The organism is Parvibaculum sp. (assembly GCF_039973015.1).
Taxonomy (GTDB): domain Bacteria; phylum Pseudomonadota; class Alphaproteobacteria; order Parvibaculales; family Parvibaculaceae; genus Parvibaculum.
The window spans coordinates 128,929-144,770 of sequence record NZ_JBDWLT010000009.1 but is presented as its reverse complement, the minus strand read 5'-3'; the positions used below and the strand labels follow the sequence as shown (position 1 = coordinate 144,770).

The 15,842-nt window shown below is 63.1% G+C and carries 17 protein-coding genes; 12 read left to right on the top strand and 5 right to left on the bottom strand.

Translation table 11 applies throughout. From position 1 onward, the window contains the following. Positions 1-63: 63 nt before the first annotated feature. The 6 genes from ABJO61_RS10335 (at position 64) to ABJO61_RS10310 (ending at position 6,042) form a co-directional block, all read left to right on the top strand. A complete protein-coding gene (locus ABJO61_RS10335) occupies positions 64-2,391 on the top strand; it encodes an adenosylcobalamin-dependent ribonucleoside-diphosphate reductase (protein WP_348328099.1) in 2,328 nt (775 codons plus the stop codon). A gap of 31 nt (positions 2,392-2,422) precedes the next feature. After that, the gene (locus ABJO61_RS10330) at positions 2,423-2,968 is read left to right on the top strand and encodes a hypothetical protein (protein ID WP_348328096.1); all 546 of its coding nucleotides are present in this window, start codon (positions 2,423-2,425) and stop codon (positions 2,966-2,968) included. Between the two features lie 83 nt (positions 2,969-3,051). Then, on the top strand, positions 3,052-3,930 hold the full coding sequence (locus ABJO61_RS10325; protein ID WP_348328093.1) for a YegS/Rv2252/BmrU family lipid kinase: 879 nt from the start codon (positions 3,052-3,054) through the stop codon (positions 3,928-3,930). Continuing rightward, positions 3,927-4,391: a hypothetical protein gene (locus ABJO61_RS10320; RefSeq protein ID WP_348328090.1), complete on the top strand. Its 465-nt coding sequence runs from the start codon at positions 3,927-3,929 to the stop codon at positions 4,389-4,391. The genes ABJO61_RS10325 and ABJO61_RS10320 overlap by 4 nt, the downstream gene beginning before the upstream one ends. 21 nt (positions 4,392-4,412) lie before the next feature. Continuing rightward, complete coding sequence (locus tag ABJO61_RS10315; RefSeq protein ID WP_348328087.1) at positions 4,413-4,829, top strand: VOC family protein; 417 nt, start codon at positions 4,413-4,415, stop codon at positions 4,827-4,829. 4 nt (positions 4,830-4,833) lie between these two features. Beyond that, entirely contained in the window at positions 4,834-6,042 is a 1,209-nt protein-coding gene (locus ABJO61_RS10310) for a crosslink repair DNA glycosylase YcaQ family protein (protein WP_348328084.1), read from the top strand. Here the strand turns inward: ABJO61_RS10310 and ABJO61_RS10305 are convergent. Next, positions 5,999-6,532, bottom strand: coding sequence for a gamma-glutamylcyclotransferase (locus ABJO61_RS10305; protein ID WP_348328081.1), 534 nt, complete (start codon positions 6,530-6,532; stop codon positions 5,999-6,001). The genes ABJO61_RS10310 and ABJO61_RS10305 overlap by 44 nt on opposite strands. A 76-nt stretch (positions 6,533-6,608) precedes the next feature. Between ABJO61_RS10305 and ABJO61_RS10300 the strand changes: the two genes are divergently transcribed. After that, positions 6,609-7,703 carry a DUF2125 domain-containing protein gene (locus ABJO61_RS10300; protein ID WP_348328078.1) on the top strand — a complete coding sequence of 365 codons (1,095 nt, stop codon included), beginning with the start codon at positions 6,609-6,611 and terminating at the stop codon, positions 7,701-7,703. On the opposite strand, the gene ABJO61_RS10295 is transcribed toward ABJO61_RS10300, so the two are convergent. Genes ABJO61_RS10295 through ABJO61_RS10285 form a run of 3 tightly spaced genes read right to left on the bottom strand, consistent with a single transcriptional unit; the run spans position 7,697 to position 10,660 of the window. After that, positions 7,697-8,653 (bottom strand): prephenate/arogenate dehydrogenase family protein, encoded by a 957-nt coding sequence (locus ABJO61_RS10295; protein ID WP_348328075.1) that lies wholly within the window; start codon positions 8,651-8,653, stop codon positions 7,697-7,699. The two genes, ABJO61_RS10300 and ABJO61_RS10295, sit on opposite strands and share 7 nt — an antisense overlap. Then, the gene (gene hisC, locus ABJO61_RS10290) at positions 8,653-9,774 is read right to left on the bottom strand and encodes a histidinol-phosphate transaminase (protein WP_348328072.1); all 1,122 of its coding nucleotides are present in this window, start codon (positions 9,772-9,774) and stop codon (positions 8,653-8,655) included. The genes ABJO61_RS10295 and hisC overlap by 1 nt, the downstream gene beginning before the upstream one ends. Continuing rightward, positions 9,764-10,660, bottom strand: coding sequence for a chorismate mutase (locus ABJO61_RS10285; protein WP_348328069.1), 897 nt, complete (start codon positions 10,658-10,660; stop codon positions 9,764-9,766). Before ABJO61_RS10285 ends, hisC begins: the two co-directional genes overlap by 11 nt. A 305-nt stretch (positions 10,661-10,965) precedes the next feature. On the opposite strand from ABJO61_RS10285, the gene ABJO61_RS10280 reads away from it, so the two are divergent. Together ABJO61_RS10280 and metW are read left to right on the top strand one after the other, a co-directional pair. Beyond that, complete coding sequence (locus ABJO61_RS10280; protein WP_348328590.1) at positions 10,966-12,075, top strand: homoserine O-acetyltransferase; 1,110 nt, start codon at positions 10,966-10,968, stop codon at positions 12,073-12,075. Beyond that, positions 12,072-12,698 (top strand): methionine biosynthesis protein MetW, encoded by a 627-nt coding sequence (gene metW / locus ABJO61_RS10275; RefSeq protein WP_348328066.1) that lies wholly within the window; start codon positions 12,072-12,074, stop codon positions 12,696-12,698. Before ABJO61_RS10280 ends, metW begins: the two co-directional genes overlap by 4 nt. 3 nt (positions 12,699-12,701) lie before the next feature. Here the strand turns inward: metW and ABJO61_RS10270 are convergent, their stop codons facing one another. Further along, positions 12,702-13,463: a class I SAM-dependent methyltransferase gene (locus ABJO61_RS10270; RefSeq protein WP_348328587.1), complete on the bottom strand. Its 762-nt coding sequence runs from the start codon at positions 13,461-13,463 to the stop codon at positions 12,702-12,704. A gap of 161 nt (positions 13,464-13,624) precedes the next feature. Between ABJO61_RS10270 and gloB the strand changes: the two genes are divergently transcribed. The 3 genes from gloB (at position 13,625) to ABJO61_RS10255 (ending at position 15,838) form a co-directional block, all read left to right on the top strand. Beyond that, positions 13,625-14,395, top strand: a complete 771-nt coding sequence (gene gloB / locus ABJO61_RS10265; RefSeq protein ID WP_348328063.1) for a hydroxyacylglutathione hydrolase — start codon at positions 13,625-13,627, stop codon at positions 14,393-14,395. A 19-nt stretch (positions 14,396-14,414) separates the two neighbouring features. Further along, complete coding sequence (locus tag ABJO61_RS10260; protein WP_348328584.1) at positions 14,415-14,834, top strand: cupin domain-containing protein; 420 nt, start codon at positions 14,415-14,417, stop codon at positions 14,832-14,834. Between the two features lie 107 nt (positions 14,835-14,941). Continuing rightward, positions 14,942-15,838, top strand: coding sequence for a polysaccharide deacetylase family protein (locus tag ABJO61_RS10255; protein WP_348328060.1), 897 nt, complete (start codon positions 14,942-14,944; stop codon positions 15,836-15,838). Positions 15,839-15,842: the final 4 nt, after the last annotated feature.

Sequence of the window (15,842 nt, the reverse complement as noted above, 5' to 3'; positions counted from 1 at the left end):
CGGGAACTCTTTGCAGACAAAACAGGAACTTCTTTGTCATCTGAAAGTGCTAGGCTCGCGCCCATGAAACCGATCGCCGAACAAATCTGGGATATGAAATACCGCCTGCACGGGCAGGACGGGACGCCGCTCGACCTGACGGTGGACGACACCCGCAACCGCGTGGCCAGTGCGCTTGCCGAGGCCGAAGCCCCCGATATGCGCGCGCACTGGACCGCGCGTTTCCGCGAGGCGATGGACGGCTTCCGCTTCCTCCCGGCAGGCCGGATTCTGGCCGGTGCGGGCACGGGCCGCGACGTTACGCTCTTCAACTGCTTCGTGATGGGCGAAGTCCCGGACACGATGGAAGGTATTTTCGAGAACCTGAAGGAAGCGGCCCTGACGATGCAGCAGGGCGGCGGCATCGGCTACGACTTCTCCACACTGCGCCCCAAGGGTGCGCCGGTGATGGGCGTGGGCGCGGATGCCTCCGGCCCCTTGTCCTTCATGGATGTGTGGGACGCGATGTGCCGCACCATCATGTCGGCGGGCTCGCGCCGCGGCGCCATGATGGCGACGATGCGCTGCGACCACCCGGATATCGAGGCCTTTATCGAGGCGAAGCAGGAGCCGGGCCGCCTCACCATGTTCAACCTGTCGGTGCTGGCGACCGATCCCTTCATGGAAGCGGTGAAGCGCGACGGCGACTGGGATCTCGTCTTTGGCGGCAAGATCTACAAGACGCTGAAGGCGCGCGCGCTCTGGGACCGCATCATGGCGGCGACCTATGCCTATGCGGAGCCGGGCGTCATCTTCATCGACCGCATCAACCGGCGGAACAATCTCTATTACGCCGAGGAAATCCACGCGACGAATCCCTGCGGCGAACAGCCCTTGCCGCCTTATGGCGCCTGCCTTCTGGGATCGGTGAACCTCGCCGCGCTGGTGAAGGAGCCCTTCACGGGCGATGCGCATATCGACGAGGGGGAGCTTTCCGATCTCGTTTATGCCGCCGTGCGCGCCATGGACAATGTGGTCGACATTTCGCGCTTTCCTCTTCCCGAGCAGCGCCACGAGGCGCAGGCGAAGCGGCGTATCGGCCTTGGCGTGACAGGGCTCGCGGACGCGCTCATCATGTGCCGCTCGCGCTATGGCTCGGACGCATCGCTGGCACTTATCTCCAAATGGATGAAGGCGCTCTCGCGCGCGGCCTATCTTGCCTCCGTCGAACTCGCAAAGGAGAAGGGCCCCTTCCCGCTCTTCGTTGCCGACGCCTATCTTGCGGGCGAAACGGTATCCTCGCTCGACAAGGATGTGCGCGAAGCGATCGCCGAACATGGCATCCGCAACGCGCTCGTCACCTCCATCGCACCGACCGGCACGATCTCGCTCTTCGCGGGCAATGTCTCGTCGGGGATCGAGCCCGTCTTCGCCTATGCCTATACGCGGAAAGTCCTGATGCCGGACGGGACAAGGCGCGAGGAGAAGGTGCGCGACTACGCGCTCGACCGCTATCGCGAAACCTTCGGCGCGGAAGCCGCACTGCCGGATTATTTCGTCACCGCGCAGGAACTGACGCCCGCCGAACACATCGCCGTGCAGGCCGCCGTGCAGGACCATATCGACAGCTCGATCTCGAAGACGATCAACGTGCCCGCCGAAATTTCCTTCGACGATTTCAAGAGCATCTACATGGATGCCTACGAAAAGGGATTGAAGGGCTGCACGACCTATCGCCCGAGCGAAGTGCGCGGCTCGGTTCTCTCCGTGGACGAAGCGCCCGCAGAAGCGAAGAACGCGGAGCAGCCGGCGCTGCCGCTCGCCGCGCCTGCAATGCCAAGCGACCGCTACGAGAAGGACGGCGTCGTCTACATGTCGAAGCCACTGGAGCGCGAAACCGTGCTGCCGGGCTTCACCTACAAGCTGCAATGGCCGGAGTCGGACCACGCGATCTACATCACGATCAACGACATCGCCCAGGAGGGAAGGCGCCGACCCTTCGAGATTTTCATCAACTCGAAGAACATGGAGCATTACGCCTGGACGGTCGCGCTGACGCGGATGATTTCCGCCGTCTTCCGCCGCGGCGGCGACGTGACCTTCGTGGTGGAGGAGCTGAAGGCGGTGTTCGATCCGCGCGGCGGCTCATGGATGAAGGGCCGCTACGTGCCGAGCCTTCTTGCCGCCATCGGCGAGGTGATCGAACAGCACATGATCGACACGGGCTTCATCGCCGCGAAAGACGGCAAGCCCGTGACGGAAGCGCTGCGCGCGGTCGCGGGCGACCCGCCGCCCCCGGGCAACCCAACCGTGACATCTCTCAAAGGCTGCCCGCGCTGCGGCGAGCGCGGCATGATCAAGCAGGAAGGCTGCGAGACCTGCACCTCCTGCGGCTATTCGAAGTGCAGTTGAGTTCGCTTTTCACCACAACACGGAGCGGATGATGACGGCTCGAGATTTTGCGCGCCTGCTAATCAAACTAATGGGCGTGTTCGTGCTGGCCCTGACGCTGGTTCAGCTTTCGCAAGCCATTTCCTATCTTCCTACCTACGCAAACCAAGGATCGCTCCTCGCCGTCCTCTTCCTCTATCTCGTACCTATCCTGATCGGCGCGCTGATCGGCTGGTTTCTCTTCAAATCAGACCGCCTGATTGCCGACAAGGTCATGTTCACGGATACCGGAGACAATCCGTCCGGAAGTCTGAATTTCGAAAAGGCCGAGGAAATTCTGATCTCCCTACTTGGCATCTATCTTTGGGCCTATGGCCTGATTGGACTGGCAAGAACCCTCGGACTGGTTGCCTCCCTTACGACTGCCGACCATCCGGGATTATCGGAAGACACGCTCTGGAGTTCTTACCTGATTCCGTCTCTTGCCCAGATCACGGTCGGCACCCTGATCTTCCTTTCAAGCCGGGGCATCGTCGTTCTGCGAAGGCGTTTCCTGGATATTCGGGACAAAACGCGAGCACTCGGAATGGACGAGTAGGGAATCCGGCCTTTCCGTCCCGCTTTCCCGAACTAGATCACTGAGGCTGTGAACGTCACCTCATCCAATGTCCGGGAGTTTCCATGCGCGACCTGCTGCTGATCGAGAACCCGCATAGCGGCGGCGGCAAGCATTGGGAGGCGGAGCCCTTTCTCGAAAAGCTCAGGCAGGCGGAAATCGAGGTTCGCCACGAAAAGCCCGAAAGCCCGGAGGAATGCGTCCGGCTTATCGAGGAAACGGAGGCGGACGCCGTGGCCATCGCGGGCGGGGACGGCACGCTGAACCCGCTGATTTCGACGCTGATCGACCGCCAGCTTCCGCTTCTTGTGCTGCCCGCCGGAACCGCCAATGACTTCGCCCGTTCTCTTGAGATGCCCGAAAAGCCGGAAGAACTGGCCGGACTGATAACGGGAGGCGAGATCGCCGCCGTCGATGTCGGCTATGCGAACGGGAAGCCCTTCCTCAATGCGGCGAGCATCGGCATGACCAATACGATCAGCCGCCTGCAGACCGAGGAACGCAAGGGCAGGCTCGGCGTACTGAGTTACGCGGTGAGCGCCTTCGAGGCAGGCCGGACCTCACGCTCCTTCGTCGCGCGCTTCGAGGGCGGCAAGGCGCGCAAGGATATGCGCTGCATCCAGCTTCTTGTCGGCAATGGCCGCTTCTATGGCGGCGGCATGACGGTGCATGCCGATGCGACGTTGACGGACGGGTTGCTGCATCTCTACGCCGCCGTCCCGCGTTCGATTTTCGGCATGGCGGCGCTGCTGCCGTTCCTGCGTTTCGGCCGCACAGACCTCGCCCCCGAAGTGCTGTGCGACGAAGGCGCGGAAATCTCGATTGCGACCGCGCCGAGGCGGCATGTCTTCGCCGATGGTGAGGAACTGACGCAAACGCCGGTGCGCTTCCGCGTCGCGCGCCGCGCCTTGAAAGTGATCGTCCCGCGAAAGGAGACAACATGAACCAGTTGATGCTCTCCCCGGAAGAAGGCGCCTTCCGCGCCCTCGGTGTCGCCTGCCAGTCGGCCAGCCGCTACTACGAAGCCGCCATCGACGTAACGAGCGATGAATGGAAGGCTTTCGCGAAAGGCCGCGCCACCGCCTATGCGGACGCCGCCCGGCGCATCACCGAACTGCTGAAGCGCGACGAGCTCTTGCCGGGCTCGCCGGATGCGGACATGGAATGGCTGAAACAGATTGCGCTTCGCGCCCAGACCGCGATATCGGGGGACGAGGCGGGCACATTGCTGAAAAGTTTTGCCCGGACGGAACGCAAGGTGTGGGACGCGCTCGGCGAGCTTGGCCAGACGGGTGTTTCGCCCGCGCATGGACAGACAGCGGAAAATATCGCGCAGATTGTGATGGATGGATTTCTCTGGCTCGGAAAGGAAAAAGAGGCTTTCCTCGATGCTGGCAACAACTGACGCAAGAAGACGAGGGCGAATATGCGGGGCTTCCTTCATCACATCGACCTGACCGTGACGGACCCCTGGGCCTCCGCACCTTTCTACGACGCCGTGCTTGGCTTCATGGGCTATCGCCGCTGGTCGGAAGACGCGAACGGCATCGACTGGGAACACGCCTCCTCGAAAGACAGACTGCCGACCATCGGCATCTTCAAGGCGCGCGGCCCGAACGCAGGCCGCGGCCATGACCGCTACACACCGGGACTTCATCACATGGCATGGATCGCGGACAGCCGCGAGGATGTCGACCGGCTGCACAAGCTGCTGATCGAGATCGACGCCGTGGTTCTCGATGCGCCCGCCGACTACCCCGAATATGGCGAAGGCTATTACGCGGTGATGTTTGCAGACCCGGACGGGCTGAAGCTCGAATTCGTCCACGAACCGCGAAACTGATGCGATGACGCTGCTCGAAATTCCGAATCGCGAGGCGCGGCGGCTTTTCCTCGACCATCATGCGCTGAACCTCGCCCCTGCGGAGCACCACGGAGACGACGAGACGCTCTCCCTTATCCGGCGGCTCGGCTTCGTGCAGCTCGATTCGATCAACACCGTCGAGCGCGCGCATCACATGATCCTTTTCTCCCGCGCACCCGGCTACCGCCACGAGCAATTGAGCGCGCTTCATCATGATCATGCCGCGCTCTTCGAGCACTGGACACATGATGCCTCGCTGATCCCCATCGAGTTCTATCCGCACTGGCGGCACCGCTTTCGCGCGGCCAAGGCAAGGATCGCGGCGAGCCCGCGCTGGCAGGACCGCATTGGCGAGGACGGCGAAAAACTGCTGCGCAAGGTGCGCCGCCGCCTGCGCCGCGAAGGCCCGCTGATGGCGCGCGACTTCGAGGACAAGGGAGCGGGAGGCTGGTGGGGCTGGGGCCCCTCCAAGACGGCGCTCGAAACGCTCTGGCGGACGGGCGAAGTCGCCATCGCGCGGCGCGAAGGCTTCGAGAAGGTCTACGATCTTGCCGAGCGCGTGATCCCGGACGAGTTGCGCAAAGCGCGCCCCAGCGAAACAGCCTCGACGGACTGGGCCTGCCGCGCGGCGCTGGACCGGCTCGGGATCGCCACGCCGCAGGAGATTGCCGGGTTCTGGCAACTCGTTTCCATCGCCAACGCAAAGGCATGGACGGCAAAGGCATTGAAGCGCGGAGAGATCGTCGAGGTGAGCATCGAGGGCACGGATGGCGGCAGGCAGCGTGCCTTCGCGCCCGCCAACATAGAGGCGCGATTGGCGCAGGCCGCCGAAGCCCCGCGTGGCATTCGCTTTCTCTCACCCTTCGACCCTGCCATCCGCGACCGCAAGCGGGCGCTTCGCCTTTTCGGCTTCGATTATCGCATCGAGGTCTTCGTGCCGGAGAAGAAGCGGCAATATGGCTATTACGTCTTGCCAATGATGGAGGGCGACCGCTTCATCGGACGCGCCGACATGAAAGCGCACCGCGCCGAAGACCGGATCGAGATGAAAGGGCTCTGGCTGGAACCGGGCGTGAAACTGACCGGTTCGCGCGAGAAGCAAATAAGATCCGCATTCGCGACGCTTGCCCGCTTCACGGGAACGGCGACTATCGAGGCAGACGCTGCTCTACGGCGCGCCAGAGATGCGTGAGCCCCTTGTCGGATAATCCCGCCTCATCGAGATGGCGAACGGTACTTTCGAGATAGTCGGGATTCTTTCCCGACTGCCCCTCGCCTTCTGCAATAAGCCGGACCTGGGTGTCGAAGTCGATACGCCCCGCATATTGTTCATGCGCACGGTCGACGACGAAACAAAGCGCCTCGACGCGAAGACCATCATCGACAAGCTCGACCGGCTTCACGACATCCCGGTAGACGAGCGTGACCTGCTCGCGCGCCTGCAGATAACGCTTCACATCTGCCGCGCGGGCCCCCTCTACGCGAAAAGCGACACCCCGGCACGAACCGCCCGCATCGAGCCCGAAAACCAGACCCGGCTTTTCGGGCGTACCGCGATGAACATGACTGTAGACGCAGAAGGCACGATGATAGCCGCGCAGCAACGCGGCGCGCCGCTCCTCATATTCGAATCCCGGCCGCCACATCAGCGAGCCGTATCCAAAAACCCATAAATCCTGCATGCTGACAACTCCGCTTGCGCGGGCAACTATAGGCATACGCGCAAGCGGAGCAAAGCGGGACACAGGTATCGGAACGATGAGCGAAGCAGCGACGGAAGGAAAACGCACGGGCATACGCTGGGGCATTATCGGGCCCTCGCTTGCCTTTGCGATATTTGCCGCCGCCTACAGCGTCTATTGGTTCACCATTGCCGGCGAAGTACGCAAGGCCGTGGAAATCTACGCCGCGCGAAGCGAAAAGGAAGTCGTCACCTCATGGGACGGCTTCGCGGTCGGCGGTTACCCCTTTCGCATCGAAGCGCAATTCACAGCGCCCAAGGCGGCGGCACCCGCCACACCCGAGAAATGGGAATGGCAGGGCGAAGGCGCCTATCTCGCATTGCAGCCCCATAATCTTCGCCACATGGTCCTCACCCTGGAAGGCGAGCAGCGCCTCAGCTATCGCGATCTGCGGACAGCCGCGCGCGCGACGAACGAGGCGCGCTTCACGGCAGGGTCCGCGCAAGCAAGCTATGTCTTGCTGGAAGACAAGCCCTTCGGCCGCCTCGCCATCGACATGGAAGCGCTGAAGGGGGAGCACCATCTCGGCGCGAACGACACAACCGAAGAACTCACGGCAAAACGTCTCCAGCTTCACGCGCGCCCCGCCGAAAGCCCTGAAGGCATCAAGGAGCCGGGCAGCTACGACATCGCGCTTCAGGCGGAAGATGTGGATGTCGACAGCACGACGAAAATTCCCGCACTAGGCCCGCGAATGGAATTTTTCCTCGCGCAGACCAGACTGCGCGGCCTGCCGCCTGGAAATTATGTCAGCCTCGTGGAACTGATGCGCGACTGGCAGGCAGCAGGCGGCACACTCGCCATTTCCGACCTTGCCGTGAAGTGGGGCCCGCTCGATCTCTATGCGAGCGGCGAACTTGGGCTCGACGCAAAGCACCGCCCGGAAGGACAGCTCGACGCGCGCATCACCGATTTCGAAGGGCTGCTCGACGCGATGGTGGAAGACGGGATCGTGCAGGAACGCGAGGCGCGCATCGCGATGGCGGGGCTCGTCCTCGTCTCGCAATTTCAGGGCAGCAAATCGAACGAAATCCGGATGCCCGTCATCATGCGCGAGGGGAAGCTCTATCTCGGGCCTCTCGTCATCGCGAAGCTCGAACCGCTTTACTGATCGCCCGCGCCGTCCGCATCCTTCGCGGCGTGTTTCGGCGTCCGCCCGAAATTGGGTGCGGGCGTATCCTGCCCCGCATCGACGATCGAACGGCGAATGGCGCGGGTGCGCGTGAAAAGCTCGAACAGCTGATCGCCATCGCCCCAGCGGATAGCGCGTTGCAGCGCCGTCAGATCCTCTGAGAAGCGCGCCAGCATTTCAAGGATCGGCTCCTTGTTGTTGAGGCAGACATCGCGCCACATCGTTGGGTCGGAGGCCGCAAGGCGCGTGAAATCGCGAAAGCCGGACGCGGAATATTTGATCACTTCCGACTGCGTCACCGTTTCGAGATCGCTCGCCGTGCCGACGATGTTGTAGGCGATGATATGCGGCAGATGGCTGACGATGGCGAGCACCATGTCGTGATGCTTCGGCTCCATCACATCGACCCTGGAACCGCATCCGCTCCAGAAGGCGCTGAGTTTTTCGACCGCATCCTGATCCGTGCCCGGCACCGGCGTAAGGATGCACCAGCGCCCGTCGAAAAGCTCGGCGAAGCCCGCATCGGGGCCGGATTCTTCCGTTCCCGCAATCGGATGACCGGGAATGAAGTGAACGCCGTCAGGCACATAAGGGCTCATGTCGCGGATGACCGCGAGCTTTACGGAACCGACATCGGTGAGGATCGCGCCTTTTTTAAGATGAGGCTCGATCTCCGCCGCCACCTGTCCGAGCGCGCCAACCGGGGTGCAGACCACAATCAGATCCGCATCTTCCACCGCTGCTGCTGCGCTCTCATGCACGCTGTCGATGAAGCCGAGCTCGAGGGCGCGCGCGCGTGTCGTCTCCGAGCGGGCATAACCGGCGACATGGCCGGCGAGGCCGCCACGCTTCATCGCATGACCCAGCGAGGAACCGATCAGCCCGAGGCCGATCATCGCCACACGGTCGAAATGCCTTTCCGCGCCCATCACACAGCCGCCTTCACGCCTGCGAATTCGGCAAGCGCCTTCACGACGAGGCGGTTCGCCTCTTCCGAACCGACGGAGAGACGCAGGCAATCCGGCAGCCCATAGCTCGTCATCTGGCGAAGAATGAGCCCGCGCTTCATCAGGAAGGCATCGGCATCTTTCGCCGTCCTGCCCTGTTCCTTCGGGAAACGGATCAGAAAGAAATTACCGACGCTCGGCACGGTCTCGTAGCCGAGCTTCGAGATTTCCTCGCTGAGCCAGCGGAGCCATTTGTCGTTGTGCTGGCGCGCGGCATCGACATGATCCGTGTCGGCCATCGCCGCGATACCGGCCTCGATGGCGGGAATGGATACGTTGAAGGGCCCGCGAATGCGGTTCACCACATCGACGATGTGCGCAGGCGCATACATCCAGCCAAGGCGAAGCGCGGCAAGCCCGTAAATCTTCGAGAAGGTGCGCGTCATCACGACATTTTCCGATGTCGCAACAAGCTCGATCCCCGCTTCATAGTCGTTGCGGCTCACATATTCGCTATAGGCCGCATCGAGGATCAGCAGGATGCCGGGACGCAGACCCTGCTGCAAACGCCGCACTTCGTCCGCCGGAAGATAACTCCCCGTCGGATTGTTCGGATTGGCAAGAAAGACGATCTTCGTCTTCGGCGTGACGGCATCGAGGATCGCGTCGACATCGGCGTGAAGCGCCGTCTCCTTCACGGTAACGCAGGTGGCGCCAGCCGCCTTGGTCACGATCGGATAGACGAGAAAACCATGCTCGGTCGTAATCGCCTCGTCGCCCTCGCCGAGATAGGCCTGGGCCAGAAGATGCAGGAGCTCGTCGGACCCCGCGCCGCAGACGATCCGGTCCGCATTGAGACCGTAACGCGCGGCAATTGCCTCACGCAGGCCAAGCGCACCGCCATCGGGGTAGAGGTGAAGTTTGTCGGCCGCCGCCGCAAAGGCTTCTTTTGCGCGCGGAGAAGGCCCCAACGGTGTTTCATTGGCCGAGAGCTTGAAAATGCGGGTGCCCCGCTCGGCGCTGGCGCGGCCGCCGACATAAGGCTCGATTTCGAGAACGCCGCGCTGCGGCTCGGGACGCTTCACCATGTTCTCACTCGCCATCGCTGTCGCGCTGAAGCGGGTTGGCATAACCGCCGAGAAGGCGCGCCTCGATAACGGCATCGCCGGCAAGAGCCGAAAGCCGCTCATCATCGGCGGCCAGATGATAGGGAACGGAAATGAGATAGATGTGCTTGGCCGCCCCGTTATCGGTACGCGCGCTCGCAATACGTTTTCCTTCGAGCCCCGCCTCTTTCACCAGCGCCATGACACGCGTGTCGCTCAGGCTTTCCGCAACGGAAAGCGCGATGAGGCTGGTGTCGTCACCGGTGCCTTCGAAATTGCTGTGCGCGAGGACAAGCGCCCGGGCGCCGTCGTTCTCCCCCGCAACATCGGCGAAGGGAAGCCGCGCGACGATCCGCATCTCGCTGGTGCCGCCCGTCGCAAGGCCAACCCACCAGTCGCTATCCACCGCCGCGCCCGGCTGCGGCAGAATGCCGATGGCCGAGCGGTCATGCCCCACACGGCGGAGCACATCGCGCGCCTGGCCGTGAAGCTCCATCGGCGTCGTCGAGCCATAATAGTTACGGGCAAGATCCCAATAGCCGAGCGCGTCGCCCTCGGGGCCAAAGACATCCACCCGGAAAGGCCCCTGAATCCGCGTCATCGCCGCCATGATCTCGCGCCAGAGCCGGATCAGCACCCGAAGCGGCAGCGCCCCCTTGTGGCGCTCTGCAAGACGGCGGATCACCTCTGCCTCGCGGCCCGGCCGGAAAGCGACAAAGCTCCCTTTTCCCGCCGCGCTGGCCGCTCGCGCTTTGGCTTCCGCGACCTCGACCACGAGCTCGGTCCGCTTCTGCAGGAGATCCTGCATGGCATCGTCGATCGCATCGATCTCCTTGCGGACATCGGCGAGGGCCTTCTCGGGTGTGGCGGTCTCGGTCGTCATTCGGCGTCACTCGGCAGGGGGATTGCGGCACGCGAGCAAGCCCCCAACCCGGCCCGCGAGAGCGGTATTCATACGAGGGACACCCGCTAAAATCAAAGAAAACATTGACATTTTGGGGGGTGCATCCCTAGCTATGCACCCTGTTTGGCGGGGGACCGGAAGGCCGCCGCCAACCTGTCCAGACCAAAAAAGGCGGCGCAAAAGCGCTTATGAACACCATCGAGAAGGCCGCTGGCGCATCGGGCGCCGAAGGCCCCGGCAGCACAGAGTTCGAAGAAGGCGGGATCAAGGTGCACCGCGCATCCATGACCTTCGGCCCCGACGAGCCGCTTGCCCTCGATTCCGGCGTGAACCTCAGCCCCTTCACCATCGCCTATGAGACCTACGGTACGCTTAATGCCGACAAGTCGAATGTGGTGCTGATCTGCCACGCCCTGACCGGTGACCAGTATGCCGCGAGCACCCATCCGCTGAGCGGCAAGCCCGGCTGGTGGCCGCATATGGTCGGCCCGGGCTGCCCGATCGACACGAACCGCTTCTTCGTCATCTGCCAGAACGTGATCGGCGGTTGCATGGGGACCACGGGCCCGCGCGATATCGACCCCGCGACGGGCCGCCCTTACGGCCTGAGCTTCCCCGTCATCACGGTGGGCGACATGGTGCGCGCCCAGGCGATGCTGCTCGACCGGCTCGGCATTCACGATCTCTTCTGCGTCATTGGCGGCTCCATGGGCGGCATGCAGGTGCTGCAATGGGCGGCGGCTTATCCCGAGCGCGTCTTTGCCGCGATCCCGATTGCGACCGCTGCCCGCCATTCTGCGCAGAACATCGCCTTCCACGAGGTCGGCCGCCAGGCAATCATGGCCGATCCCGAATGGAAGCAGGGCGCCTATCTCTCGCACGGCACGAACCCCGCCAAGGGGCTCGCGGTCGCGCGCATGGCCGCCCATATCACCTATTTGTCGGAGCCCGCGCTCCACCGGAAATTCGGACGCAACCTGCAGGACCGGGACGCCATCACCTACGGCTTCGATGCCGACTTCCAGATCGAAAGCTATCTGCGCCATCAGGGTTCGACCTTCGTCGACCGCTTCGACGCGAACTCCTATCTCTACATCACGCGCGCGATGGACTATTTCGATCTTGCGGATGATTTCGGCGGTGTGCTTGCGAATGCCTTCCGGGGCACGGCATCGCGCTTCTGCGTCGTCTCTTTCACAAGCGACTGGCTGTTTCCGACCTCCGACAACCGGCAGATCGTGCACGCGCTGAATGCGGTCGCGGCGAATGTAAGCTTCGTCGAGATCAAGACCGACAAGGGTCATGACGCCTTCCTGCTCGACGAGCCGGAGATGTTCGCGACACTGCGCGGCTTCATCGACAGCGCCGCACGTACGCGAGGCCTCGCCGGATGAGCAACGGATATGGCCTCGACACGGGCCGCATAGACCTCGATCTCATCGCCCAGATGATCGCACCGGAAAGCCGCGTGCTCGATGTCGGCTGCGGCGACGGCGACCTGCTCGCCCTGCTGCGCTCGCAGAAGGATATCGACGGCCGCGGCGTGGAACTGAGCCAGGAAGGCGTGAACGCAAGCGTGGCGCGCGGCCTTGCCGTGGTGCAGGGCGATGCCGACACAGACCTCTCCGATTATCCCGACGACGCCTTCGACTATGTGATCCTCAGCCAGACGATCCAGGCGACGCGCAATCCGAAGGCGGTGCTGCGCGAAATGAAACGCATCGGCCGCCATGTCATCGTGTCTTTTCCGAATTTCGGCAATTGGCGCGTACGGCTGAAGCTCCTCTTCAGCGGACGTATGCCGGAAACACGTTCGCTCGGCTATTCCTGGTACGACACGCCAAACATCCACCTCTGTACAGTGCTCGACTTCGCCTCGCTCTGCGATGAACTCGGCCTTGAAATAGAGGACGCGCTGATCGTGACCAAAAACAAGGCACGGCGCATTTCCAATCCGGGCATCTTCGCCAATCTTTTTGCGAATGACGCCGTTTTCCTGCTTTCGCGGAACACCTGAAGATCAGTCTCCGTCTTCCGGCAGGACGGCGCGCGCCGGGGCGGGCGCAGGCGTGGGCAGCGGCGCAATCGCCCGAACCCTGGACTTCATCTTGCGCGATGCCGGCAGCGGCGTCGCGGCATAGATCTGCTTCGTCGCCTCCACCATGATGACACCGGAAAAACGCGGCCAGAGCATATGGCCCGCCCGCTCCCAGGCGGACGCCGAACGAAGCAGCGGACGCCAGTCGAAAGGCGGGACGAAAAGCGCCACTTCCCAGTCCGACGGCGAGAACATCGATTCGCGGAGAAGCTGCGTAATCTGGCTGCGCGAGAAGGGCTGCCCGTGACCGAAAGGCGTCGCCTCGCGCCGCGCCCACAGGCCGCGACGGTTCGGCACCACAATAAGCAGCCGCCCGCCCGGCGCCAGAACGCGCCATATCTGGCGCAACAGCCCGCGCTTGGATTCGCTCGCCTCAAGCCCGTGAACCAGCAGCACACGGTCCATACTTTCATCGGGCAGCGGCAATTCGCGTTCGTCGACAAGACCGGTGAGGCACTTTCCGTTCGCTGGCCACTGCATAACCCCCTGACGCGCCGGCATGAGGCCGATGGTACGCTCCGCCTTGCCCACGAAGGGTGCGAGATAGGGCGTCGCAAAGCCGAGACCAAGTACATTGAGCCCCCGCACATCGGGCCATATCTGCTCCACTCGGCGCGCAATATGGTGCTGCGCGACGCGCCCGAGCGGGCGGCCGTAAAAATCGCGAAGGTCGATCACATCCATCTGCACGAAATAAACTCCAGCAAATCCGGCATTGAAGCACCGGGTTCACGCGGGCGGCCAAGACCTCTACCCTAAGCGGGAAAGCCTATATCGGGCGAGACTAACGGGAGGCAAACGATCCCGATAGCGCCCACCGCCGATGTGCCACCGAAGGAGATGAGATGGCAAAGCTCGAAATTCACCAGTTTCCCTGCCTGAACGACAATTACGGCTATCTGGTCCACGAGCCTTCTTCCGGCGCAACGGCTGCAATCGATACACCGGAAGTGAAGCCGATCCTTGCCGCTCTTGAGGAGAAGGGCTGGAAACTCACCCATATCCTCAACACCCATCACCATTACGACCATGCAGGCGGCAATGCGGAACTCAAGGAGAAGACCGGCTGCATCGTCATCGGCCCGAAAGGCGAGAAGGACAAAATCCCCGCCATCGACCGCGCCGTGAGTGAAGGCGACATCGTGGAACTGGGCGCGGCGCGCGCCCGCGTGATCGACGTGCCGGGGCACACCAGCGGCCATATCGCCTACAGCTTCGACGAAGAACACATTGCCTTCGTAGGCGACACGCTCTTTGCGCTGGGCTGCGGACGGCTCTTCGAGGGTACACCGCAACAAATGTGGACATCGCTCGGCAAGCTGATGGAACTTCCCGACGATACGGTCGTCTATTGCGCACATGAATATACGCAGGCGAATGCGCGCTTCGCCCTTTCAGTCGAGCCCGACAATGCCGCCCTCGTCGCCCGTGCCAGGGAGATCGACGAGATGCGCGCGCGCGGTGAATGGACCGTGCCGACCACCATCGGCCTCGAAAAGAAGACAAACCCCTTCCTGCGTGCGGCAAGCCCGGACCTTCGCCGCACCATCGGGCTCGACGCGGCAAACGATGTCGAGGTCTTCGCCGAAACCCGCAAGCGAAAGGACAATTTCTGATATGCCTTCATTCGCCGGCCTGGACGCCGACGCCATCATCGAACTTCTCGGCATGGAACCGCACCCGGAAGGCGGCCATTTTGCCGAAACCTTTCGCGACACGGCAGGCGGTACGCGCGCCCATTCGACCGCCATCTACTACCTGCTGAAGGAAAGCGAGCGATCCCACTGGCACCGTGTCGACGCTGCCGAAATCTGGCATTGGTACGCGGGGGGGCCGCTCGCCCTGTCACGCCATGTGGAAGGGCAAAAGCCCGAAACCCTGCTTCTCGGCCAGAACCTCGACGCAGGCGAACGCCCCCAAATCGTGATCCCGGCGAATGCCTGGCAGGCGGCCGAACCGCTCGGCCTGTGGACGCTGGTGGGCTGCACGGTCGCCCCCGGCTTCGAATTCGCGGGCTTCGAGATGGCGGAACCCGGATGGACGCCCGCCACTTAACCCTGTTTCTTTTTCACCGCTCCTGTTGCCCCTCTGCGCTGGCCGAAAGCGGCGGGCCCGCTAGACTGGGCCGATAGATACCGTCGCCGGTCCGTGGGGGGCTCAAGGTGAAATCCGTTCTCGCCGCAGCGAGTATGCTGGCCGCGCTTTTCTGCGCGAGCCTGCCCGCGCGCGCGCAAAACCCGGCCTGCGAGCAAGAGACTTCCGTGGTCACGCTCCCGACAAAGGGCGGCCCTGCCTATGGCGGGATGCAATATCCCCGGTCCGCGGGCCTAGGCCTCAAGCAGGTCGCACTCACCTTCGACGATGGTCCCAACCCCGACACGACGCCGCTTATTCTCGATATTCTCGACCGGCATTGTGTGAAGGCGACCTTCTTCATGGTCGGGATCTACGCCGAAAGGCATCCAGACATCGTGCGCGAGGTGGCGGCGCGCGGCCACACCATCGGCACCCATAGCTGGTCCCACCCGAACAACCTCCGTCATTACTCGCCTGCGAACGCGCAAAGCCAGATCCGGCGCGGTTTCGACGCGGTGGAGACGGCGCTTGCAAGCGCGCCTGCCGCCGACCGCGAAAGGCTTGCGCCCTTCTTCCGCTTTCCCGGCCTCAATGACAGCAAGACGCTGATCGGCTGGCTCGGCGAACGCAACATCGCAACCTTCTCCTGCGAATTCGGCGCGGATGACTGGAAATCGATCAGCTCCGCGCAGGTGCGCATCCGGGCGCTGCGCAACATCGCTTATGTAGGGCGCGGCATCCTGATCCTCCACGACACCAAGCCGCGAACGGCCGCCATGCTTTCCGGCCTGATCGAGGCATTGCGCGCGGACGGCTACAGCTTCGCCCGGCTTGCGCCGGAAGAAGGCGCGCGCGCCCTTGCCGCTGCCGCGCCCGATCCCCTCATACGTCCTGTCCGCCGCGCGGACGCTCCTTCCGAACCAGGAGCAACCCTGGGCGCCGCCTTGAAACCGTCGCTTGAGCCCCAAACCGCCCTCCAGTAGCCTT